General features: G+C 73.2%; 23 protein-coding genes. 13 read left to right on the top strand and 10 right to left on the bottom strand.

What is annotated here, in order from left to right; translation table 11 throughout:
• Positions 1-64 precede the first annotated feature (64 nt).
• Together ACTWPW_RS53180 and ACTWPW_RS53175 are read left to right on the top strand one after the other, a co-directional pair.
• Positions 65-904: an SDR family oxidoreductase gene (locus tag ACTWPW_RS53180; RefSeq protein WP_443173434.1), complete on the top strand. Its 840-nt coding sequence runs from the start codon at positions 65-67 to the stop codon at positions 902-904.
• Positions 901-1,401: a DUF4440 domain-containing protein gene (locus ACTWPW_RS53175; protein ID WP_443173433.1), complete on the top strand. Its 501-nt coding sequence runs from the start codon at positions 901-903 to the stop codon at positions 1,399-1,401. The genes ACTWPW_RS53180 and ACTWPW_RS53175 overlap by 4 nt, the downstream gene beginning before the upstream one ends.
• Before the next feature lie 4 nt (positions 1,402-1,405).
• Here the strand turns inward: ACTWPW_RS53175 and ACTWPW_RS53170 are convergent, their stop codons facing one another.
• Entirely contained in the window at positions 1,406-2,017 is a 612-nt protein-coding gene (locus ACTWPW_RS53170; RefSeq protein WP_375117178.1) for a TetR family transcriptional regulator, read from the bottom strand.
• 66 nt (positions 2,018-2,083) lie between these two features.
• On the opposite strand from ACTWPW_RS53170, the gene ACTWPW_RS53165 reads away from it, so the two are divergent.
• Both ACTWPW_RS53165 and ACTWPW_RS53160 read left to right on the top strand, forming a co-directional pair.
• Complete coding sequence (locus ACTWPW_RS53165; protein ID WP_443173432.1) at positions 2,084-4,081, top strand: HelD family protein; 1,998 nt, start codon at positions 2,084-2,086, stop codon at positions 4,079-4,081.
• An 87-nt stretch (positions 4,082-4,168) separates the two neighbouring features.
• Positions 4,169-4,480, top strand: a complete 312-nt coding sequence (locus ACTWPW_RS53160) for a hypothetical protein (protein WP_375117176.1) — start codon at positions 4,169-4,171, stop codon at positions 4,478-4,480.
• 7 nt (positions 4,481-4,487) lie between these two features.
• Here the strand turns inward: ACTWPW_RS53160 and ACTWPW_RS53155 are convergent, their stop codons facing one another.
• From ACTWPW_RS53155 to ACTWPW_RS53135, 5 genes are read right to left on the bottom strand one after another with little or no spacing between them, the layout of a single operon-like run.
• Complete coding sequence (locus ACTWPW_RS53155) at positions 4,488-5,204, bottom strand: ABC transporter permease (RefSeq protein WP_443173431.1); 717 nt, start codon at positions 5,202-5,204, stop codon at positions 4,488-4,490.
• Between the two features lie 29 nt (positions 5,205-5,233).
• On the bottom strand, positions 5,234-5,734 hold the full coding sequence (locus ACTWPW_RS53150; protein WP_443173430.1) for an ABC transporter permease: 501 nt from the start codon (positions 5,732-5,734) through the stop codon (positions 5,234-5,236).
• A complete protein-coding gene (locus ACTWPW_RS53145; protein ID WP_443173429.1) occupies positions 5,731-6,453 on the bottom strand; it encodes an ABC transporter ATP-binding protein in 723 nt (240 codons plus the stop codon). Before ACTWPW_RS53145 ends, ACTWPW_RS53150 begins: the two co-directional genes overlap by 4 nt.
• Positions 6,450-7,508, bottom strand: a complete 1,059-nt coding sequence (locus tag ACTWPW_RS53140) for an efflux RND transporter periplasmic adaptor subunit (protein WP_443173428.1) — start codon at positions 7,506-7,508, stop codon at positions 6,450-6,452. Before ACTWPW_RS53140 ends, ACTWPW_RS53145 begins: the two co-directional genes overlap by 4 nt.
• The gene (locus ACTWPW_RS53135; protein ID WP_443173427.1) at positions 7,505-8,029 is read right to left on the bottom strand and encodes a hypothetical protein; all 525 of its coding nucleotides are present in this window, start codon (positions 8,027-8,029) and stop codon (positions 7,505-7,507) included. The genes ACTWPW_RS53140 and ACTWPW_RS53135 overlap by 4 nt, the downstream gene beginning before the upstream one ends.
• A 152-nt stretch (positions 8,030-8,181) precedes the next feature.
• Here ACTWPW_RS53135 and ACTWPW_RS53130 point away from each other — a divergent pair, with 152 nt between their 5' ends.
• The 5 genes from ACTWPW_RS53130 to ACTWPW_RS53110 all read left to right on the top strand — a co-directional run bounded on the left by ACTWPW_RS53130 (position 8,182) and on the right by ACTWPW_RS53110 (position 13,241).
• On the top strand, positions 8,182-8,835 hold the full coding sequence (locus tag ACTWPW_RS53130) for a response regulator transcription factor (protein ID WP_375117171.1): 654 nt from the start codon (positions 8,182-8,184) through the stop codon (positions 8,833-8,835).
• Positions 8,832-10,019, top strand: a complete 1,188-nt coding sequence (locus ACTWPW_RS53125; protein WP_443173426.1) for a sensor histidine kinase — start codon at positions 8,832-8,834, stop codon at positions 10,017-10,019. Before ACTWPW_RS53130 ends, ACTWPW_RS53125 begins: the two co-directional genes overlap by 4 nt.
• Positions 10,020-10,031: 12 nt before the next feature.
• Entirely contained in the window at positions 10,032-10,628 is a 597-nt protein-coding gene (locus ACTWPW_RS53120) for an NUDIX hydrolase (protein ID WP_375117169.1), read from the top strand.
• Between the two features lie 299 nt (positions 10,629-10,927).
• A complete protein-coding gene (locus ACTWPW_RS53115; protein ID WP_364128695.1) occupies positions 10,928-11,587 on the top strand; it encodes a lysophospholipid acyltransferase family protein in 660 nt (219 codons plus the stop codon).
• 79 nt (positions 11,588-11,666) lie between these two features.
• Entirely contained in the window at positions 11,667-13,241 is a 1,575-nt protein-coding gene (locus ACTWPW_RS53110) for a penicillin-binding transpeptidase domain-containing protein (RefSeq protein ID WP_443173425.1), read from the top strand.
• Between the two features lie 21 nt (positions 13,242-13,262).
• Here ACTWPW_RS53110 and ACTWPW_RS53105 read toward each other — a convergent pair whose 3' ends face one another.
• Together ACTWPW_RS53105 and ACTWPW_RS53100 are read right to left on the bottom strand one after the other, a co-directional pair.
• Positions 13,263-14,123 carry an alpha/beta fold hydrolase gene (locus ACTWPW_RS53105; protein WP_443173424.1) on the bottom strand — a complete coding sequence of 287 codons (861 nt, stop codon included), beginning with the start codon at positions 14,121-14,123 and terminating at the stop codon, positions 13,263-13,265.
• A gap of 130 nt (positions 14,124-14,253) precedes the next feature.
• The gene (locus tag ACTWPW_RS53100) at positions 14,254-14,901 is read right to left on the bottom strand and encodes a PadR family transcriptional regulator (protein ID WP_443173423.1); all 648 of its coding nucleotides are present in this window, start codon (positions 14,899-14,901) and stop codon (positions 14,254-14,256) included.
• 105 nt (positions 14,902-15,006) lie between these two features.
• Here ACTWPW_RS53100 and ACTWPW_RS53095 point away from each other — a divergent pair, with 105 nt between their 5' ends.
• Positions 15,007-15,888, top strand: coding sequence for a helix-turn-helix domain-containing protein (locus tag ACTWPW_RS53095; protein ID WP_443173422.1), 882 nt, complete (start codon positions 15,007-15,009; stop codon positions 15,886-15,888).
• A 39-nt stretch (positions 15,889-15,927) separates the two neighbouring features.
• Here ACTWPW_RS53095 and ACTWPW_RS53090 read toward each other — a convergent pair whose 3' ends face one another.
• Positions 15,928-16,656, bottom strand: a complete 729-nt coding sequence (locus tag ACTWPW_RS53090; RefSeq protein ID WP_375117164.1) for a TetR/AcrR family transcriptional regulator — start codon at positions 16,654-16,656, stop codon at positions 15,928-15,930.
• Positions 16,657-16,750: 94 nt separating this feature from the next.
• On the opposite strand from ACTWPW_RS53090, the gene ACTWPW_RS53085 reads away from it, so the two are divergent.
• The gene (locus tag ACTWPW_RS53085; RefSeq protein WP_443173421.1) at positions 16,751-17,497 is read left to right on the top strand and encodes a siderophore-interacting protein; all 747 of its coding nucleotides are present in this window, start codon (positions 16,751-16,753) and stop codon (positions 17,495-17,497) included.
• Positions 17,498-17,537: 40 nt separating this feature from the next.
• Positions 17,538-18,380, top strand: coding sequence for a polysaccharide deacetylase family protein (locus ACTWPW_RS53080; protein WP_443173420.1), 843 nt, complete (start codon positions 17,538-17,540; stop codon positions 18,378-18,380).
• A 50-nt stretch (positions 18,381-18,430) separates the two neighbouring features.
• Here the strand turns inward: ACTWPW_RS53080 and ACTWPW_RS53075 are convergent, their stop codons facing one another.
• Positions 18,431-18,715, bottom strand: coding sequence for a DUF3040 domain-containing protein (locus ACTWPW_RS53075; protein ID WP_364128713.1), 285 nt, complete (start codon positions 18,713-18,715; stop codon positions 18,431-18,433).
• 134 nt (positions 18,716-18,849) lie between these two features.
• Between ACTWPW_RS53075 and ACTWPW_RS53070 the strand changes: the two genes are divergently transcribed.
• Positions 18,850-19,669 (top strand): Rv2578c family radical SAM protein (locus ACTWPW_RS53070; RefSeq protein WP_443173419.1); only part of this gene is annotated, 820 nt, incomplete at its 3' end.

Below are 19,669 nucleotides of genomic sequence, written 5' to 3'. Positions count from 1 at the left end.
CCTTAAACAGCCGGGGACTTCTCTTTATAGAGAGTATTGTCATGCTCTCAGCAGACTGGCTCCCATGAGATTCCTGGTGATCGGCGCCTCGGGCGCCCAGGGCGGTGCCGTCGCCCGCCGGCTGGCCGCGCAGGGGCACGAGGTCCGCGGCTTCTCCCGCAGCGGGAAGGTCCCCGACGGGGTGCGGCCCTTCCTGGGCGACCTGGGGGACGCGGAGCGGGTCAAGGAGGCGTTCGACGGGGTGACGCACGCCTCGGTGGTGCTGCCCATGGTCTACGACACGCCCACGGTCTCGGCGTACGTCCGCCACGTGGTCGACGGGGCGCGGGCGGCGGGGGTGCGGCGGCTGGCGTTCAACACGGGGAACCGGCTGCCCGCGGCGGCGACGGGGGTGACGGCGTTCGAGACGCGCCGGCGGGCGGCGGCGGCCCTGCTCGACAGCGGCGTGCCCGCGGTGGTGCTGCGCCCGCCGCTCTACGCCGACAACCTGCTGGCCCCCTGGGTGGCCGGGCCCGGGGTGCTGCGCTACCCGCTGCCGGCGGGCGTGGCGGTGCCCTGGCTGCCGCACGCCGATCTGGGCGCCGCGACGGCGGCGGCGCTCGTCCGGGACGGGCTGGAGGGCGCCACGCTGGACCTGGGCGGCCCGGACGCGGTGACGGGCCCGGAGCTGGCGGCCATGGTGCGGCCGGGCCTCCGGTACGAGGAGCAGGACGTGGCCGAGTTCGCCGCCGCCCTGGCGCTGGTGGCCGGACCGGGGACGGCCGCGGAGGTGGCCGCCACGTACCGGTGGATCCGCGACGCCGGCGACTTCTTCGACGCGCCGCGCGACGTCGAGGAGCGGCTCGGCATCCGCCTGACACCTCTGCGCGACTGGACCGCCGCCCAGCACTGGGGCCCGGCATGAGCGAGCCCGGTATGAACGAGCCCGGCATGAGCGAGCCGGGCACGAGCGAGCCGGGCACGAGCGAGCCGGGCACGAGCGAGCCGGGCACGAGCGAGCCGGGCACGAGCGGACACCCCATGGCGGATGCCGCGTATCGGGAGGTGGCGCGCCATCACCGGCTGATCGAGCGCTGGCTGACCGGCGCCGCCGACCGGACTGAGTTCGCCGCCTTCGCCGGCGCCCACGCGCCCGGCTTCACCCTGGCCGGGCCCGACGGGGCGGTACTGCGGCTGGACGAGGTGCTGGCCGCGGTCGAGGCGGCCTACGGCGACGCGCCCGGCCTGACGATCACCATCAGGGCCGCGCACGTGGTGGCCGCCTCGGGCGACCTGCTGGTCGTGACCTACGAGGAATGGCACCACACGGGCCCCGGGAGCCGCGGACGCCGGGCCACCGCCGCGCTCCGGACCGCGCCGAGCCGGCAATGGCTGCACCTCCACGAGACCTGGCTCCCCTGAGGCGTCACGCCGGGAAGGCGTCGGGCAGCAGGTCGAACGCGCGCTCCGCCGCCCGTACCGCCTCCGCCTCCACCTCGGCCAGCGGCCGCCCATCGGCCAGCAGCTGCCAGTTGCGCCGGGCCAGCACCCGCTGCGCGGCCAGCACCTGCCCGGCCACGAGCCGGGCCGTCAGGTCGTCCGCGGTCTCCGCGAGCGCCTCGGCCAGGGCCTCCTCGTCCAGCGACATGTACTGGTGGACCCGGGCCAGCAGGCTGGGGGTGGTGAACACCATCCGGTGGTAGGCCAGCACCTCCGGATGGTCGTTGAGCCCCGTGACGGGATCGCGCCGCGCCAGCCCGTCGAGGAAGTGGCGGCGCAGCGCCCGCAGCGGCCGCTCCCCCGGGGCCCGGCCGCGCACCACCCGGGCCGGCTCCCCCAGGTGGTCGGCGATCCGGTGCAGCACGAGGTCCTCCTTGGTCGGGAAGTACTTGAACAGCGTCGGCTTCGACACCCCCGCCGCCGCCGCGACCTCCGTCACCGGCACCTCGTCGAAGCCGCGCGCCAGGAAGAGCGTGATGGCCGCCGTCGAGATGGCCTCGTGCACACGCTGCCGCTGCAGCTCCCGCAGTCCCGTCATGAGCACACCCTATCAAAGTGTTAACCTGGTTAATCTCTTAACCGAGTTAACGCTTCAGGAGGTGTGATGGGAACGCTCGAGGACGAGAGGGAATACGTCGAACGTTGCCGGGCCGGCCTGCGCAGGATGCTGGAGGGCGCGCGGTACAACGTGATCGTCGGTGAGTCCGTGGCCGGCGACCGCTACAGCGCCGAACGGCTGGGCCGGCACCTCAAGAGCCTGGCCAAGGAGCTGAGCGAGGAGCCGGACGGGCCGCCGTTCTTCGGCCGGCTCGACTTCGGCCCGGGTTCGGCCGAGCACCACGGGCGCGCGTACCACATCGGCAGGCGGCACATCACCGGCGAGCACGGGGGCCCGCCCGTGGTGATCGACTGGCGCGCGCCCGTCGCGCGGGCCTTCTACCGGGCCGGCGCCCGCGACCCCCAGGGCGTCGACGTACGGCGCCGGTTCGGCTGGCAGGGCACCACGCTGACCGGGTTCGAGGACGAGCGGCTCGCGCGGGGCGAGGAGGTCGGGAGCAAGATCCTGGCCGCCGAGATCGAACGCCCCCGCGTCGGCCCCATGCGCGACATCGTCGCCACCATCCAGCCGGAGCAGGACGACCTCGTACGCGCCGAGCTGGACGCCTCGATCTGCGTCCAGGGCGCGCCCGGCACCGGCAAGACCGCCGTCGGCCTGCACCGGGCCGCCTACCTGCTGTACGCCCACCGCCGGCGCCTGGAACGCGGCGGCGTGCTGGTGCTGGGCCCCAACCGGGCCTTCCTCGGCTACATCTCGGCCGTGCTGCCCACGCTCGGGGAGGTGGACGTCGAGCAGACGACGCTGGAGCGGCTGCTGGGCCGCGTCCCCGTCACGGGGGCGGACGACGAGGCCACGGCCGTCGTCAAGCACGACGTGCGCATGGCCGAGGTGCTGCGCAAGGCCCTGTACGGGCGGATCCGCAAGCCGGTCGAGCCGGTCGAGGTGCCGGACGGGTCCTACCGGTGGCGGGTGTACGAGGACGAGCTGCGCCGCATCGTGGACGACACCCGGCGCGCGTCCCTCCCGTACGGCACCGGCCGCGAGCGGGTCCGGGCCCGCGTGGTCGAGGCGATCCGCCGCCACGCCGAGGCCCGCGGTCACACGGCTAACGCGGCCTGGCTCCGCAAGATCGGCCGCGGCGTCACCGCGTGGCTGGACACCGTCTGGCCGGCCGTCAAACCGGAGGAGGTCCTGTACGAGATCCTGCGCGGCCCGGCACGCGGCGAGGGCGGGCGGGACCCGGCGCAGGGCGTGCTGACCGATGCCGAGCGTGCCGCCCTCACCTGGGCCAGGCCGCCCCGCAGCGCCAAGAGCGCGAAGTGGTCGGCCGCCGACCTGGTGCTGCTCGACGAGATCGCCGCCCTCATCGAGCGCCCGCGCGGCTACGGGCACGTCATCGTGGACGAGGCCCAGGATCTGTCCCCCATGGAGTGCCGGGCCGTGGCCAGGCGCAGCGAGCACGGCTCGCTGACGGTGCTGGGCGATCTGGCGCAGGGCACCACGCCGTGGGCCGCGACGTCCTGGCCCGAGCGCATGGAGCTGCTCGGCAAGCCGGACGGCGAGGTCGTCGCGCTGACGACCGGCTTCCGGGTGCCGGCGGCCGTGGTGGAGCTGGCCAACACGCTGCTGGCGGCGCTCGGCACCGAGGTGCCGGCGACGCGCTCGTACCGGTCGGACGGGCGGCTGCGGGTGACCCGGGTGGCGGAGCTGGAGAAGGGCGTGGTGGCGGCGGTGCGCGAGGCGCTGGCGTTCGAGGGCTCGATCGGGGTGATCGCCGCGGACGCCGACGTGGAGGCGCTCACCTCCGCGCTGTGGGACGAGGGCCTGGACGTGGCCGGCCGGATCGGCGTGCTGCCCGCCTCGCTGTGCAAGGGCCTGGAGTACGACCACGTCGTCGTGGCCGAGCCCGCCGCCATCGCCGAGGCGGAGCGGCGCGGCCTCAACCGCCTGTACGTCGCCCTCACCCGCGCCGTCTCCCGCCTCGACGTCGTGCACGCCCGCCCGCTCCCGCCGCCGCTCTCCCGCCCGGCGGAAGCCTCCTGAAATGGGCAGATGTCCGAGAACGGATGGCTCGACAGGGCCTCTCGTTCGGGTGTGTGATGTGGTTCCCGTCTTGAGAGGAGCCCGCCCGTGACCTCTTCGCAGGACCCGCCGCAGGGCGACGACCAGCCCCACGACGCCGCCGACGGCACGGCCGCCTGGTCGCCCCGCCCGGCGCCGGCGCGGCGGCCCCGGGTGAGCGACCAGGTCCTGTCGATCATCGGGTTCGTCTGCGCCGCGGTGGCCGTGCTGTTCGTCCCGGTCCTGTTCGGCCTGGCGGGCGTCGCGCTGGGCATCGTCGGCCACACCCGCGGCGAGCCCCTCGGCCGGTGGGCCGCCATCGCCGCGGGCGCGGGCATGCTCCTCGGCACGGTGCTCAGCATCCTGCTGACCCCGGGATGAGCGGGGGTCAGGCGGTGGCCAGGGCCACCGTGGGCGACAGGCGGGCGGCGCGCATGGCCGGGTAGATGCCCGCGACCGTGCCGATGACGAGCGTCGCGGCGATCGCCCCGCCCAGCGCCCACGGGGGCACCACGGGCGGCCAGTCGCGCGACAGGGCGTACGCGGTCGTGGCCAGCGCGCCCAGCACGGCGCCCACCACCCCGCCCAGCGCCGACAGCAGCAGCGACTCCGACAGGAACTGCAGGCGCACCTGCCCCCGGGTGGCCCCCAGCGAGCGCCGCAGCCCGATCTCGCGGCGGCGTTCCAGCACCGAGATGACCATGGTGTTGGCCACCCCGACGCCGCCCACGAGCAGGGCCACGGCGCCCAGCCCGAGCAGCAGGTTGGTGAAGGCGCCCGCGGCGGCGGCCTTGGCCGCCAGCGCGTCCGACGGCCGGCTCACCGTGACCTCGTCGGGGTTCTCCGGATTGACCGTGCGTGGCAGCGCCTGCCGCACCTCCTCGACCGTCGCGTCCGAGGAGCGCTCGTAGACGGTCGTCGGAAAGCCGTCGAAGCCGAGCAGGTCCTGCGCCGCCGGGAAGCCGACCAGGGCCGAGCGCTCGATCTCCGGGGCGAGGGGCATCGGCCCGAGAATCCCGACGACGGTGAACCAGCGCCCGCCCATCCACACCTGCACGCCGGTCCTGGCCAGGCCGAGCCGCCGGGCCGCCGCCGAGCCGAGCACGACGGCGGGCTGCCGGGCGGTGGCCTCGTTCAGCCAGTGCCCTTGACCACCGCGCCCTCCAGCGTGGTCAGCAGGCCGGTGCTGGCGGCCTGGACGGAGATGCCGCCGGTGATCGAGTCGGGGATGTGGTTGTTGCGGCGTACGGTGGCCTCGACGACGCCGGTGGCGGCGGCCGTACGGACCGGGCGGATGCGCTGCACCATGGCCAGCGCGCCGGTCGGGAGCTTGGCCTCGTCGCCGAACATCGTCTGCCCCGGCGTGACGGTGAGCAGGTTGGTGCCGAGCCGGTCGAGCTCGCGCAGGAGCTGCTCGCGGGAGGACGAGGAGATCCCGATCACCGCGATCATCGTGGCGATGCCGATGGCGATGCCGAGCGCGGAGAGGATCACCCGGGTGGGGCGGGCGCGCAACCCGGCGGCGCCGACGCGCAGCACGTCACCGGGGCCGAGCCGCCCGGGCACGAGCCGCTCCTGACCCCCGCCGGCGCTGTCGGGGGCGCGCCGTTCAGGGGTGCCCCCGCGGGCCGTCATCGGTGGTCTCCTCTCAGCAGCGCCACGGGGCCGAGGTGCTCGTCCTGGTGGCCGTCGACGATCAGGCCGTCGCGCAGGCGTACCTGGCGGGGGCACCAGCCGGCGATCTCGGCGTCGTGCGTGATGACGGCGACCGTGGTGCCGGCCCGGTGCAGGTCCGCCAGCACGCGCAGCACGTCGGCGCCCGCGGCCGAGTCCAGGTTGCCGGTCGGCTCGTCGGCCAGCAGCAGCGGCGGGTCCCCGGCCACCGCGCGGGCCACCGCCACCCGCTGCTGCTCGCCGCCGGAAAGCTCATACGGCCGGTGCCGCAGCCGGTGGCCGAGCCCGACCCGTTCCAGCGCGGCGGCGGCCCGCTCGCGCCGGGCGCGGCGGCCGAGGCCGGTGTAGAGCAGGCCGTCGGCCACGTTGTCCAGCGCGCTGACCCCGGGCGACAGGTGGAACTGCTGGAAGACGAAGCCCATGTGGCGCGAGCGCAGCGCGGAGAGCCGCCGGTCGGACAGCCGGGCCACGTCGTGCCCGGCCACGCGTACGGTGCCGGTGCTCGGCCGGTCCAGCGTGCCGATCATGTGCAGCATCGTCGACTTGCCCGACCCGGACGGCCCCACGATGGCCAGCAGCTCGCCCCGCGCGACGGTCAGGTCCACGCCGCGAAGGGCGTGCACGTCCCCCGCGTACGTCTTGGTGACCGCCCGCAGCTCCACGATCGTCGGATCGCTCATTGGACGGGCACCCCGACCTTCATGCCCTCGGCCAGCCCCTGGCCCTCGATCTCGACCAGGCCGCCCCCGAACGCCCCCGTCTCCACCGCCACGATCCGGCTGGCCGCGCCCTCCACGACCTCGACGCCGAACCCGCCCTCGCGCAGCGCCAGCAGCGCCTCCACCGGCACCGCGAGCACGTCCTCGTGCCGCTCGCTCTGCATCTCGACCTCCACCGGCGCCTGGTCCAGCCGGGTCTTCGGCGGCTTGGCCAGCGTGATGTCCACGTCGATGGTGGTGCTGGTGTCCTGCTCCTGGCCGGAGGTCTCCGCCACCGTGCCCACGGAGGTGATCGTGCCCGAGGCCCGTTCCCCGCCGGGCAGCGTCACGGTGACCTTCGCGCCCTTGCGGGCCAGCGACTGGTCGCCGGTGTCCAGGTCCACGTGCACCAGGCGGCGGATGCCGCTGACGGTGAGCGCCTGCTGCCCGGGCGCGGTCCTGGCGCCGAGGGCCGCCTTGGCGTCGGTGACGCGTACGGCGGCGGGCTGGAAGACGACCTGGGCCGCGTCCACCCGCCCGCTCTCCTCCAGCCCCCTGTCCTCCTGCCACTCCTTGACGGCCTGCTCGGTGGCGTGGCTGAAGTGGTCGTCCACGGTCAGGTAGTCGCCGTGGCCGAGCGCCTTGAGGTTGCGTTCCAGCTGCTCCACGTCCGGGCCGTCGGACACCCCCTGCTCCAGGGTCCGGTAGAGCGGCAGCTTGCCGTACATCAGCACCAGCGGCTCGCGGTCCACCTTCAGCAGCGGCCGGCCGCGGCGGATCACCGCGCCCACCTCCGGCACCCACGTCACGGTGCCGGAGGCGCCCGAGGCGACCTGCCGCTCCCCCGCGTACGTGAGGGAGCCGTCCACGGTCTTGGTCTCCACCAGGTCCTGCCGGGTGACGTCGGCGGTGGCGGGGACCGGCGGTCTCGCCGGGGTGGCGGCGCCGGTGCCGCCGTCGTTGAGCACGGCCACCGCGGTCCACGTGGCGGCGACGGCCAGGACGGTGCCGCCGCTCAGCAGCAGGCCCTTCCTCACGGCGTCCCCTTCTTGGCGAAGCCGGGCGCCTGCTGCTCGCAGGCCTTCCGCGCGGCCTCGATCTTCTCCTTGGAACCGCCCTTCATCTGGATGCGCATCCCCTCGCCGGGCTTGGGGTCGGGCATGTCGATGCCCTGCTTGCGCATGCACTGCGCGAACTTCACCATCTGGTCGTAGTCGCGGGCGTCGGGGGCGCCCTGGTCGCGTACGACGGACTCCATGATGGGCCGGCACTCCTCGTGGGCCTTGTCCACCTTCTTCTGGTCCATCCCCTCGGGGATCTTGAGCTGGATCCGGCCCCCCTGCGGGTCGGGCATGTCGACCCCGTGCTCGCGCATGCACTGCGCGAACTTCAGCGCCGCCTCCTGCGGGTCCAGCGAGGCCGACGGGGTGGCCGAGGGCGTGGCGGCGGCGGGCGCGCCGCCCGCGCTGACCACCCCGTCGTCCGGCGCCGCGGTGCCCGCGCAGCCCGCCAGCGCCAACGCCAGTGCCCCGGCGGCCGGCAACAGCCGTACGTTCATGGCTTTCGCTCCTCCGCGCCCGGGTCCTTCGCCCGGCGCGCGGCCTCACTCCAGCCCACGGGGTGCTAAACCCGGATAAGCCCTGGAAGCGGGCTTACCCGCGGCTAACACGTGATCCGTCACGCTCGGAGCCCGAGGGAAGGGGAGCGGGGATGCGGGTGCTGGTCGTCGAGGACGAGGAACGGCTGGCGGACGCGGTCGCGCACGGGCTCAGGCTGCACGCGATCGCCGTGGACGTCGCGTACGACGGGCAGGAGGCCCTGGAGATGGCCGCGTACGTCGACTACGACGTCGTGGTGCTCGACCGGGACCTGCCGGAGGTGCACGGCGACGACGTGTGCCGGCGGCTGCGCGAGGGCGGCGGGGGCGGCCGGGTGCTCATGCTGACCGCGGCGGGCCAGATCCGCGACAAGATCGACGGCCTGGCGCTGGGGGCGGACGACTACCTGGTCAAGCCGTTCGCGTTCGCCGAGCTGGTGGCCCGGGTCAGGACGCTGGCCCGCCGGTCGGCGCGCTCGGCGGTCCCCCTGCTCGAACGCGACGGCATCGCCCTCGACCCGGCCCGCCGCACGGTCACCAGGGACGGGCGGGCCCTCTCGCTCAACCGCAAGGAGTTCGACGTGTTACGCGTGCTGCTCAGCGCCGGAGGGGAGCTGGTCACCTCCGGCGAGCTGCGCAGGCGCGTGTGGGACGAGTACGCCGACGGCGGCACGGGCGCGCTGCGGGTCACGATGACGTCGCTGCGCAAGAAGCTCGGCCTGCCCCAGCCCATCCAGAACGTGCCGGGCAGGGGGTACCGGCTTTGACCTCCCGGCTGGAGGGCGCGCGGCTGTGGTGGAGCAGCCGGAGGCTGCGGTTGCGGCTGACGCTGCTGTACGGCGGGCTGTTCTTCGTGGCGGGCTCGATCCTGCTCTGGCTCACCTATCTGATCACCGCGCGGGCGATGAACCAGCAGTTCACGGCCGGTCCCGTGAAGATCACCAGCAAGCTGCCGGGCGGCGCCCCCCAGCCCCCGCCGCAGGTGTTCCAGGGGGACATGGTCTTCCGGGCGGAGGTCCAGTACCGGGCCGACAGCGTGCTCAGCGAGATGGTGCGCTCGTCGATGCTGGTGATGATCCTGGTCGGGATCATCGCGCTGCTGCTCGGCTACGTGGTGGCCGACCAGGCGCTGCGGCCGCTGGACCGGGTGACCGAGACGGCGCAGCGGCTGTCGGAGAGCACGATGCACGAGCGGATCGGGCTGCGCGGCCCGCCCGACGAGGTCAGGCGGCTGGCCGACACCTTCGACGCGATGCTGGACCGGCTGAACCGGGTGTTCGACGCGCAGCGCCGCTTCATCGCCAACGCCTCGCACGAGCTGCGTACGCCGCTGGCCGTCAACCGTACGGTGCTGGAGGTGTCGCTGGAGGAGCCGGCCGCCTCGGAGGACCTGAAGGCGCTGGCCAGGGCGCTGCTGGGCACCAACGCCCGCTACGAGCGGCTCATCGAGGGCCTGCTGCTGCTCGCGCAGTCCGAGCAGGAGCTCGCCGCGCGCAAGACGGTGGACCTGGAGCAGGTCGTGCGCACCGTGCTGGAGCAGACCGACCTGCGCTCGCGCCGGCGGCCCGTCACGCTGCACCAGGACCTGCGATCGGTGCTGGTGGAGGGGGATCCGCTGTTCCTGGAGCGGTGCCTGTTCAACCTGCTGGAGAACGCGATCAAGTACAACGTGCGGGACGGCGAGGTCTGGCTCACCCTGAGGAGGGAGCACGGGGGCGCCTCGATCGTCGTGGAGAACACCGGGCCGCTGGTGCCGCCGTACGAGGTGGAGGACCTGTTCGTGCCGTTCAGCCGGATGCAGGGCGACCGGGTGCGCTCCTCCAAAGGGGCGGGCCTGGGCCTGTCCATCGTCCGGGCCATCGTGGCGGCGCACGGCGGCCGGGTGACGGCCTCGGCGCGGCCCGAGGGCGGGTTGCGGGTGGAGGTACGGCTCCCGCGCACGCCTCCGTGAGATCCTTGACATGTGCTTTCGCCCATCGACGAGCTGCGCGCGCAGATCACCGCCCGTCTGGCCGCCTTCGACCGCCGGCAGGTCCCGCCGGCCGGAGGGGTGCGCCGGGCCGCCGTCACCGTGTGCGTGCTGGAGGACGCCGAGCGGAGCCCGTACGTCGTCGTGATCAGGCGGGCCGCCCGCGGCCGCAACCCCGGGCAGTGGGCGCTGCCCGGGGGGCGGGCCGACGACGGGGAGCAGCCGGTGGAAGCGGCGCTGCGCGAGCTGGCCGAGGAGACCGGCATCACCGGGGTCGAGGTGGCCGGGCTGCTCGACGACTTCGTCACCGACTCGGGGTTCGTGATCACGCCGGTGGTGGCGTTCGGAGGTCACCAGGACCCGGTGCCCGATCCGCGCGAGGTGGCCTCGGTGCACGCGGTGCCGCTGGAGCGGTTCCTGGCGCCCGGGGTGCCGCGCTGGCGGGGCGATCTGCTGCAGATGCCGCTGGGGCCGTCCATCGTGATCCACGCTCCGACGGGGGCGATCCTCTGGCAGTTCGCGGAGGTGGCGCTTCGGGGGCGGGAGCAGCGGGTCTTCGACGTGGCGCAACCGCACTGGACCAGGACCTGAGCGCCGCCCGGCAGGTCACGCGTTCCCCGTACGGAGGCCACGATTGCCCCCGGACGGGGCCCAGGATTACCCCCAGGGCCGGACCGTGTGCTTAACTCAAGGTGCCGATGTGGTCTGTGTCCCCCGGGCCGCAAATTACCGCCTTCACGGAATACCGTTCGGCTGGAGCCGTGTTGTGCATCTCGCCGAGGAGGCGACCGCCACATCGGCCTAACAGCTTTTCCCAGGCGTCCCGCCACACCTGCGGGGCGCCTGCCTTATTGTGGGGTGGCCGCCCGCCCGATGATCAGGAGAGCTCGTTGCTGTACGAAGTGGTCAAGTTCGCCTCCGCGCCGCTCGCCCACGCGATGTGCCGGCCGCAGATCTCGGGTGCGGCGCACGTGCCGAGGACCGGCCCCGCGATCCTGGCCGCCAACCACCTCTCCGTGCTCGACTCGTTCCTGCTGCCGGCGCTGCTGCCCAGGCACGTGACGTTCACCGCCAAGAACGAGTATTTCTCGGGCAACCCGGTCTCCGGCTTCTTCATGCGCCTGGGCGGGAGCCTGCCGATCGACCGCGAGAGCGCCCACTCCGCGCAGGTCATGCTCGACGAGGCCGCCGCGCTGCTGGAGCGGGGCGAGCTGTTCGGCATCCACCCCGAGGGCACCCGCTCCCCCGACGGCCGCCTCTACCGCGGCAAGATCGGGGTGGCCTGGCTGGCGCTCAAGACCGGCGCGCCGGTGCTGCCCGTGGCGCTCAGCGGCACCGAGAAGGTGCTCCCCGTCGGGGCGAAGGTGCCCAGGCCCGCGAGCATCGGCATCGCCATCGGGGCGCCCATGCGGTTCGAGGGCGACCACACCAAGGCCCGCGACCGGCGGCAGGTGACCGACGAGATCATGGCGGCCATCCAGAAGTTGTCCGGCCAGGAATACGTTCCGACGTATGCCACGAGCTTCAAGGCCTCGAATGGTATGTCCTGATTCGACGCCGCTAGGCTCGGAGACCTGTCGTCGAAGAGCAGGGGGCTGATCAGTGGCGCGGGGCCGTACCATCGCGATCGTGTCCGGCGCCACCGTCCTCGCGGTGGGGGCCGCGGCCGGTGGCGCTTACTACGTGCTCCACACCAGGGGCACCCCGGCCGAGACCGCGCAGCGCTTCGCCGCGGCGTGGCAGGCCGGTGACAAGAGCGCCATGGCGGCCGAGCTGGCCACGCCGCAGCAGCTCGGCGCGTACGACCAGCAGCGCACCGCCCTCGCGGTCGAATCCGCCTCGATCAAGCTCGGCCAGGTCGCCGAGGGCGACGGCCGGGCCCGCGTCCCCTACACCGCCACGCTCGACCTGAAGAACATCGGCGAGTGGTCCTACCAGGGCCAGATCGACCTGGTGGTGGCCGACCGCATGTGGAAGGTGGACTGGAAGCCCGCCGCGCTGCACCCGTCGATGACCGCCGGGGCCACGTTCTCGCTCAAGACCCGCTGGCCCGACCGCGCCGAGATCACCGACGCCGACGGCGACCGCATCGACACCGGCACGGTCGGCGGCTCGGTGCAGCAGCTCGTCGGCTACCTGGACAAGGCGACCAAGAAGGACGTGGCCCGGCTGGGCTCCTCCTACAAGGTCGGGCAGGCGGTCGGGCGCGGCGGGCTGCAGGAGACGTTCCAGGAGCGCCTGGCGGGCACTCCGGCGACCGAGATCAAGCTCGGCGACAAGACGCTGGAGACCATCGAGGGCACCGAGGGCAAGCCCGTGCGGACCACGCTCGACCCGCGGGCGCAGGCGGCCGCCGTGACGGCGGTCAAGGAGATGAAGAAGCCGACCTCGCTGGTGGCCGTCAAATCCTCGACGGGCGAGATCCTGGCCGTGGTGAACAACGTGGGCGGGTTCAACCGGGCGCTGGACGGCCGCTACCCGCCCGGCTCGACCTTCAAGGCCGTCACCGCGATCGGGCTGCTGGCGGCCGGGATGTCGCCGCAGGACCAGGTCACCTGCCCCATGTACGCCACCGTCGGCGGGCTGAAGATCCGCAACTCCGACAAGGAGGAGTTCGGGTCGCTGTCGTTCCTCGACTCGTTCGCCCACTCGTGCAACACGACGTTCGCGCCGCTGGCCGAGGCGAAGCTGGGCGCCGACAAGCTGCTCGACACGGCCGAGGACGTGGGCTTCAACCAGCCGCTCAACATCGGCGTCCCGGCCACGAAGGCCAGCTTCCCCAAGGCCGAGTCGGACGCCGAGCTGGCGGCGGAGGCGTTCGGGCAGGCGCGGATCACGGCCAGCCCGCTGTCGATGGCCTCGGTGGCCGCCGCCATCGCCGACGGCACCTGGCGGCCGCCGACGCTGGTGCCCTCGATCAAGCAGAAGGCCGCCGAGCGCGAGCTGCCCGGTGGGGTGAAGAGCGGGCTGCACGCGATGATGTCGGCCGTGGTGACCAAGGGCACCGCCAAGGCGGCGGGGCTGCCGGCGGGCACCCACGGCAAGACCGGGACGGCCGAGTACGGCACCGGCGAGAAGCTCGAGTCGCACGCCTGGTTCATGGGCTTCAAGGACGATGTCGCGTTCGCCGTGGTCGTCGAGGGCGGGGGCGGCGGCGGGAAGGTCGCCGCCCCCGTGGCGGCCACGTTCCTCAAGAACCTGTGAGGAGCGTGGGAGGACCCGGCCTCAGGAGCCTGTGAGGAACCCGCGGATCTCCTCGGCCACCCGCTCCGGCCGGCCGCGCCGGACGGCGTTGGAGGTGGCGCTGTGGTCGAGGCCCGCCAGCTCCACATGGCGGGCGCGCGGCAGGACCCGCTCCAGCCCGGCGAGCGCGGCGCGCAGGTAGGCCGGGCTCCTGGTGCCGCCGAGCAGCAGCACCTCGGCCTCCACCGGCCGGTAGACCGTCAGGTCGCCGCCGGCCTCGGCCACCAGCTGGAGGTCCTGGCGCAGCGTCGGGGCCAGCTCCCTGAACGTCGGCTCGTCGCCCGCCACCCCCTTGTCCTCATTTCTCAGCATCAGGCCGGTGAGCAGCTCCAGCAGCGCTCGCGGCAGGACGTTGAAGATCGGCGGGCCGAGCCGGGCGGCCTTCATGCCGGTGACGAGCGCCGCCGGGATCCGGCCCGCGGCGAGCTCGCGGTCGAGGCGGGGCAGGTGGTCCCGCGCGCCGGAGCCGTTCAGCGGGGGTTCGAAGACGACGGCCTTGCGCAGCAGGCCGGGCCGGGCGAGGGCGGTGCGCAGCGTGATGATCGCGCCGGAGCTCACCCCGGCGGCGTACGCCGCGCCCGTGGCCCGCAGCAGCGCGCCGAGGTCCTCGACCTCGCGGTCGAGCCCGTACGCGGGGCCGGCGGGCCCGCTGCCGCCCCGCCCCCGGCGGTCGGGCAGGTAGCAGGTGAAGTCCCGGGACAGGGCCCGGGCCAGCTCGATCTGGCTGTGGCCGGTCTGCATGGCCCCGTGCAGGATCACCAGGCCGGGTCCCCGCCCGGCCTCGCGGTAGCTGATCGTGGTGCCGTCGTCCGACGTCACGGTGCCGGCGGTGGTCGTGGTCATGTCGTGCTCCCCATGGTTCGGTACGGGAAGCGGGCCCGGCTATCGTTGCCTGTGCCAGCTCGTGGCCGGGGCTCCGCTTCGGTTGCGAGGTCTCCCGGCGGCGGTGTTGCAGCACTGCCGCCGGGATCTTTCATTCGGCGGGGCGGCCCCGTTCGGCGAGGTCCGCCACGCCGGGCGGCAGGTGACCGGTCCGGTGATAGGCCCGCCAGCCCTCCAGCTCGGGGAAGGTGCCCCCGTCCAGCTCCGCCAGCAGCGAGCGCACCCAGGCGGCCTGGGCCTCCCGCATCGCCAGCGCGTATTCCGACTCGACGACGAACAGCCTGGGCAGCTCGGCCCGCTCCTCCTCCAGCGCCCGCCGCTCGGCCTCGATCCGCTCCCGCAGCAGCTCCAGGCGCCGCCGCAGCAGCGCGGCGACCTCGTCGGGGCCGAGGCCGCCCATCACCGACAGGCCCGCCCCGAACGCCGACGGCTCCGGCTGCGGGGTGGACAGCAGCTCACGCGTCCAGTCCTCCGCCTCCCGCCGCCCGGCGTCGGTGATGCGATAGACGGTCCGCTCGGGCCGGGCGCCCTGCCGACCGCTCTCCACCGCCTCCAGCAGGCCGTGCTTCTCCAGGTTCCGCACGACGGTGTAGAACGAGCCCCATTTGAGGGGCATGTCCTGGTCCTTGCCACGGGCGCGCAGGACGGAGGCCATCTCGTACGGGTGCATCGGCCGCTGGACGACCACGGTGAGCACCGCCAGTGCCAGCAGGTTCGCCACCGGGCGCCGCTTGCCCATTCCGGTCACCGCCTCGTCTACGAATATTCGTTGGCGAGTATACGTTCGCGAGTATCATGCCACAAGGTTGAGTCTCCAGTGGGTGGAAGGTGCAGGCTGCGAGTCGTGAGTGACGGGCTTTACACCATCGGCGAGCTGGCCCGCCGGGCCGGGCTGCCGGTGCGGACGATCCGGTTCTGGTCCGACAGCGGCGTGTTGCCGCCCACCGGCCGGTCGGCGGGCGGCTACCGCCTGTACGACGAGGCCGCCCTGACCCGGCTCGGCCTGGTGCGCATGCTGCGCGAGCTGGGCATCGGGCTGGAGGCCGTGCAGGAGATCCTGGCGCGGCAGGTCACGGTGGCCGAGGTGGCGCGGGTGCACCTGCGGGCCGTGGACGCCGAGATCCGGGCCCTGCGGGCGCGCCGGGCCGTACTGCGCCTGATCTCCGAACGTGGCACTACCGACGAGGAGACCGTGATGTTGCACAGACTCGCCCAGTTGTCGGCCGCCGAACGGCGGCAGATCGTGACGGAGTTCGTCTCGGGGACGTTCGCCGGGATCGAGCTCGACGACGACGCGGCGGCGATCGCTGACTGGATGCGCGAGCTGCCCGACTCCCCCTCCCCCGCGCAGCTCGACGCGTGGGTGGAGCTGGCCGGGCTGATCGCCGACGAGGACTTCCGGCGGCGGCTGCGCCGGATCGCGCTGGCCGGGCCCGGCCCGCTGCCCGAGTACGAGCTGCGGGCCCGCGTGCTGGCCGAGGCCGGTCCGGCTCTGGCGGGCGGGATCGATCCCGGGTCGGCGGCGGGCAAGGAGGTGCTGGACCGGGTGGCGGGCCCGGCCGTGGACCGGGCGGCCCTGCTGGAGTGGATGGAGACGGTGGCGGACGCGCGGGTGGAGCGGTACTGGGAGCTGCTGGCCGCGCTCAACGGGCACGGCGAGTCCGCGCCCGCCGTCCCCGCCTTCCGGTGGGTGATCGCCGCCCTGCGCGCACGCGGCATCGGCTGACGGCCACCGGCCGGCCACGCGGGCGGCCGGCCGCCACCCCTACGCGCCCCGGCCGGCCTCGGCGTCATAGTCGAGGCCGAGCCTGGGGGCGAGCTCGCGCAGGCAGTCCTCGAACATCGGCTCCAGGTCGGAGTAGGCGAAGTCGAGCTGGTTGAGCACCTCCATGCAGAGCAGGCCGTAGAGCCTGATCCAGCACGACAGGAAGACGTGGATCACCTCCACCGGCAGCGTCAGGCCGGCGGCCCGCGCGTACGTCTCCAGCTGCGCCCTGATCGACGGATCCAGCTCCTCCGGCGCGGGCACCGGGAACGGCCGCGCCTCCCACAGCTGCGCGATCTCCTCGACGAAGGCCCGCTCGAAGTCCTGCCCGGCCCGGTCGCGCGGCGAGTCGAGCCGCCGCTCGCCCCTGATCGGGCTGGCGAACACCCAGCCGAACTCCGCCCGGTGCGTGATGGCCCAGCGCCGCATCGCCCGGCACGCCGCCAGCAGCCGGCGGCCGGGCTCCTCCCGTGGGTACGCCTCGCGCGCCGCCCTGATCGTCTCCGTCAGCTCGCGGTAGAAGTCGACGGTCACCGCGGCGACCAGATCGTCATGACCGGCGAAATAGTGGTAGAGCGCCGGCCCGCTCATCCCCATCTCCCTGGCCACCGCGTTGATCGTGACGGCCGCCGGCCCCTGCTCGATCAGCAGCCTGCGCGCCGTGGCGCGGATCTCCGCCAGCGTCGCCTGCCGCACCCGCTCGCGCCTGCTGACGCCCTGCGTGGCCATCGCCCACCTTCCTCCGGGAACGCACGTTGACATCCTAATGCGTCTATGTTTCCTTAGGGCCTATAAACAAATCTATTCCCACTAAGGAGAAGGAATGGCGCGCAACCCGCTGGCGAGCGCCTTCGCCAAGTACGTGATGGAGGGCCGCGTCACCGACGCCGAGTTCGTCACGCCCACGATGCGGCGGATACGCCTGGCGACCGGTGCCCCCATCGCGTTCCCCTACCGGCCGGGCCAGCACATCAGGGTGCAGCTCAACGACCCGCTGTCGGTGTCGGGGATCCTGCGACCGGCCGACACGCTGCGCACGTACACGATCTGGGACCTGGACCCGGACCGGCGCGCGCTGGAGCTGCGGGCGCACCTGTACGACGGTGACGGCATCGGGCTGCGCTGGGCCCGGGAGGTCGCGCCGGGGGACGCGGTGACCTTCTGGTGGCCGCAGGGCGACTTCTTCACCCGCGACGACGCGCCCTTCCACCTGTTCGCCGGGGACGAGACGGCGAGCGCGGCGTTCGGGCCGATGATCCGCGCGCTCGGGCCGGGCGCGCGGGTGCACGGCGTGCTGGAGAGCGAGTCCGCCGAGCACGATCCGCCCATGCCCGGGCCGCACGAGATGCGCCGGGTCCACCGGCGGGGCGCGCCGGCCGCGTCGTCGAAGACGCTGGTCGAGGCGGTGGCCGGGCTGGAGCTGCCCGGGAACACGGGGGCGGCCTACGTGGCGGGCGAGGCGCGCACGTGCCAGATGATCCGCGACCATCTCGTACGCGAGCGGAACTGGCCGCGCAAGTCGATCAAGGTCAAGCCGTTCTGGGCCCCCGGCAAGCGCGGCCTGCACTAAACCGGTTGGTTCTCCGGGGTCCTGTCGGCACGCTGGGGGCGTGAACGAACTACTGGGACACGCGGCCGGAAGCCGGCTCCTGATCGTCAACTGCGACGACTTCGGGATGTACCGGGCGGTCAACGAGGCGGTCGTGCGCTCGATCGAGGAGGGGATCGCGGGTTCGTGCAGCCTCATGACGCCCTGCCCGGCCGCCGGGCACGCGATGGGCCTGCTGCGCGAGCGGCCGGAGATCTCCTTCGGCCTCCATCTGACGCTGGTCTGCGAAGCTCCCGGCCACCCGTGGGGGCCGCTGGCCGCCCGGGAGACGGTGCCCTCGCTGCTCGACCCGGACGGGCTGCTGTACACGTTCGACCGCATTCCCGACCTGCTCGCCGCGGCCCGCATCGAGGAGGTGGAGGTGGAGTTCCGGGCCCAGATCGCCGCCGCCACCGACGCCGGGCTGGCGCCCACCCACCTGGACTGGCACTGCCTGGCGGACGGCGGGCGCGCCGACATCTTCGACCTCACCGTTGACCTGGCCCGGGAGTACGGGCTGGCGGTGCGGGCCTGGCTCGACCCCGCGCGCGGGAAGCTACGGGCCCGGGGCCTGCCGGTGACCGAGCCCGGCTTCCTGGACAGCTTCGGGCTCGACCTGGACGGCAAGGCGGCCGCGTACGCGCGGCGGCTGCGCGAGGTGCCGCCCGGGCTGAGCGAGTGGGCCGTGCATCCGGCGCTGGGCGACGAGGAGGCGCGGGCGGTGGATCCGGACGGGTGGCGGGTGCGGCTGAGCGACTACGAGTTCCTCACCTCGCCGCGGGCGCGGGAGCTGTTGCGCGAGGAGGACATCGTGGTGATCGACTACAGAACCCTGCAGAGGGTCTGGACCGGCCCTCACACGTGAAGGCTCGCACCCGGAAGGCGAAAAGAGGGATCAGAAGGCGGCGACAGGGGTCAGAAGGCGGTGGCCAGGGCCATGGCCGCGGCGGCCTCGTGGCGGAGAACCATGATCAGGAGCGTGGCGACCAGCGTGGCGATGAGCAACCAGCTGATCAGAATGATGACCGTCGAGCGACGCGGCCGGCTCCGAGGACCCGGCGACTGCCCCGTCGACCTCGCCTCGCTGCGGCGAACCCGCTCGTTGAACGACTCCAGCCGTGCGACGAGTCGCGGATCGTCGTCGACGAGGTGCTGCTCGATCTGGGCCAGCATCCGCTCCTCGTCCTGCGACCAGGCCATAGGTGCACCTCCGGAACGCAAGCTCTGTGGCGTCTTTCTGCCCAACCCTGAAGATCATTAGCCCCCGGCTGACCCAGTAATTGCCACCTCTTTTCAGTTTGCGATCAAGCTCGAACTTTTGTTCTAATCATGGCATGCGCTGGGACAACCTGCGCCTGGCCGGGCCCGGCCGGGACGATCCGGCCGCGCCGCTCTTCGCTCGCGGCGCGGTGACCCGAACGTTCGACACACCCGAGTTCAAGGGGATGACCTTCTACGAGATCCGGGCCAGATCCATCATCAACCAGGTTCCCGGGGCCAGCCGGGTGCCGTTCGACTACACGATCAACCCGTATCGCGGCTGCAGCCATAGCTGTATTTACTGTTTTGCCCGAAAAACGCACGAATACCTAGATTTGGATGCCGGTGAAGACTTCGACTCCAAGATCGTGGTCAAGGTCAACGCCGCCGAGCTGGCCCGCAAGGAGCTGGCCGCGCCCCGCTGGGGCGGCCACCACGTCGCCATGGGCACCAACGTCGACTGCTACCAGCGCGCGGAGGGCCGCTACAAGCTGATGCGCGGCATCCTGGCCGCCCTGCGCGACGCCGCCAACCCGTTCTCGATCCTCACCAAGGGCACCCTGATCCTGCGCGACCTCGACCTGCTGACCGAGGCCGCCGACGTGACCGACGTCAGCGCCAACGTCTCGGTGGGGTTCGTCGACCCGGAGCTGTGGCGCGCCGTCGAGCCCGGCACCCCCAACCCGCGCCGCCGCCTGGAGACCTGCGCGACCCTCAACGACAACGGCATCGCCTGCGGCGTCCTGATGGCGCCCATCCTGCCCTACCTCTCCGACTCCCCCGCCCAGCTCGACCGCACGGTCAAGGAGATCGCCGAATCGGGCGCCACCCACGTCGCCCCCATCGTGCTCCACCTGCGCCCGGGTGCCCGGGAGTGGTGGCTGAGCTGGCTCT

This window comes from Nonomuraea sp. KM90 (assembly GCF_052246675.1).
Lineage (GTDB): Bacteria > Actinomycetota > Actinomycetes > Streptosporangiales > Streptosporangiaceae > Nonomuraea.
This window is presented reverse-complemented; position numbering and strand designations above follow the sequence as displayed.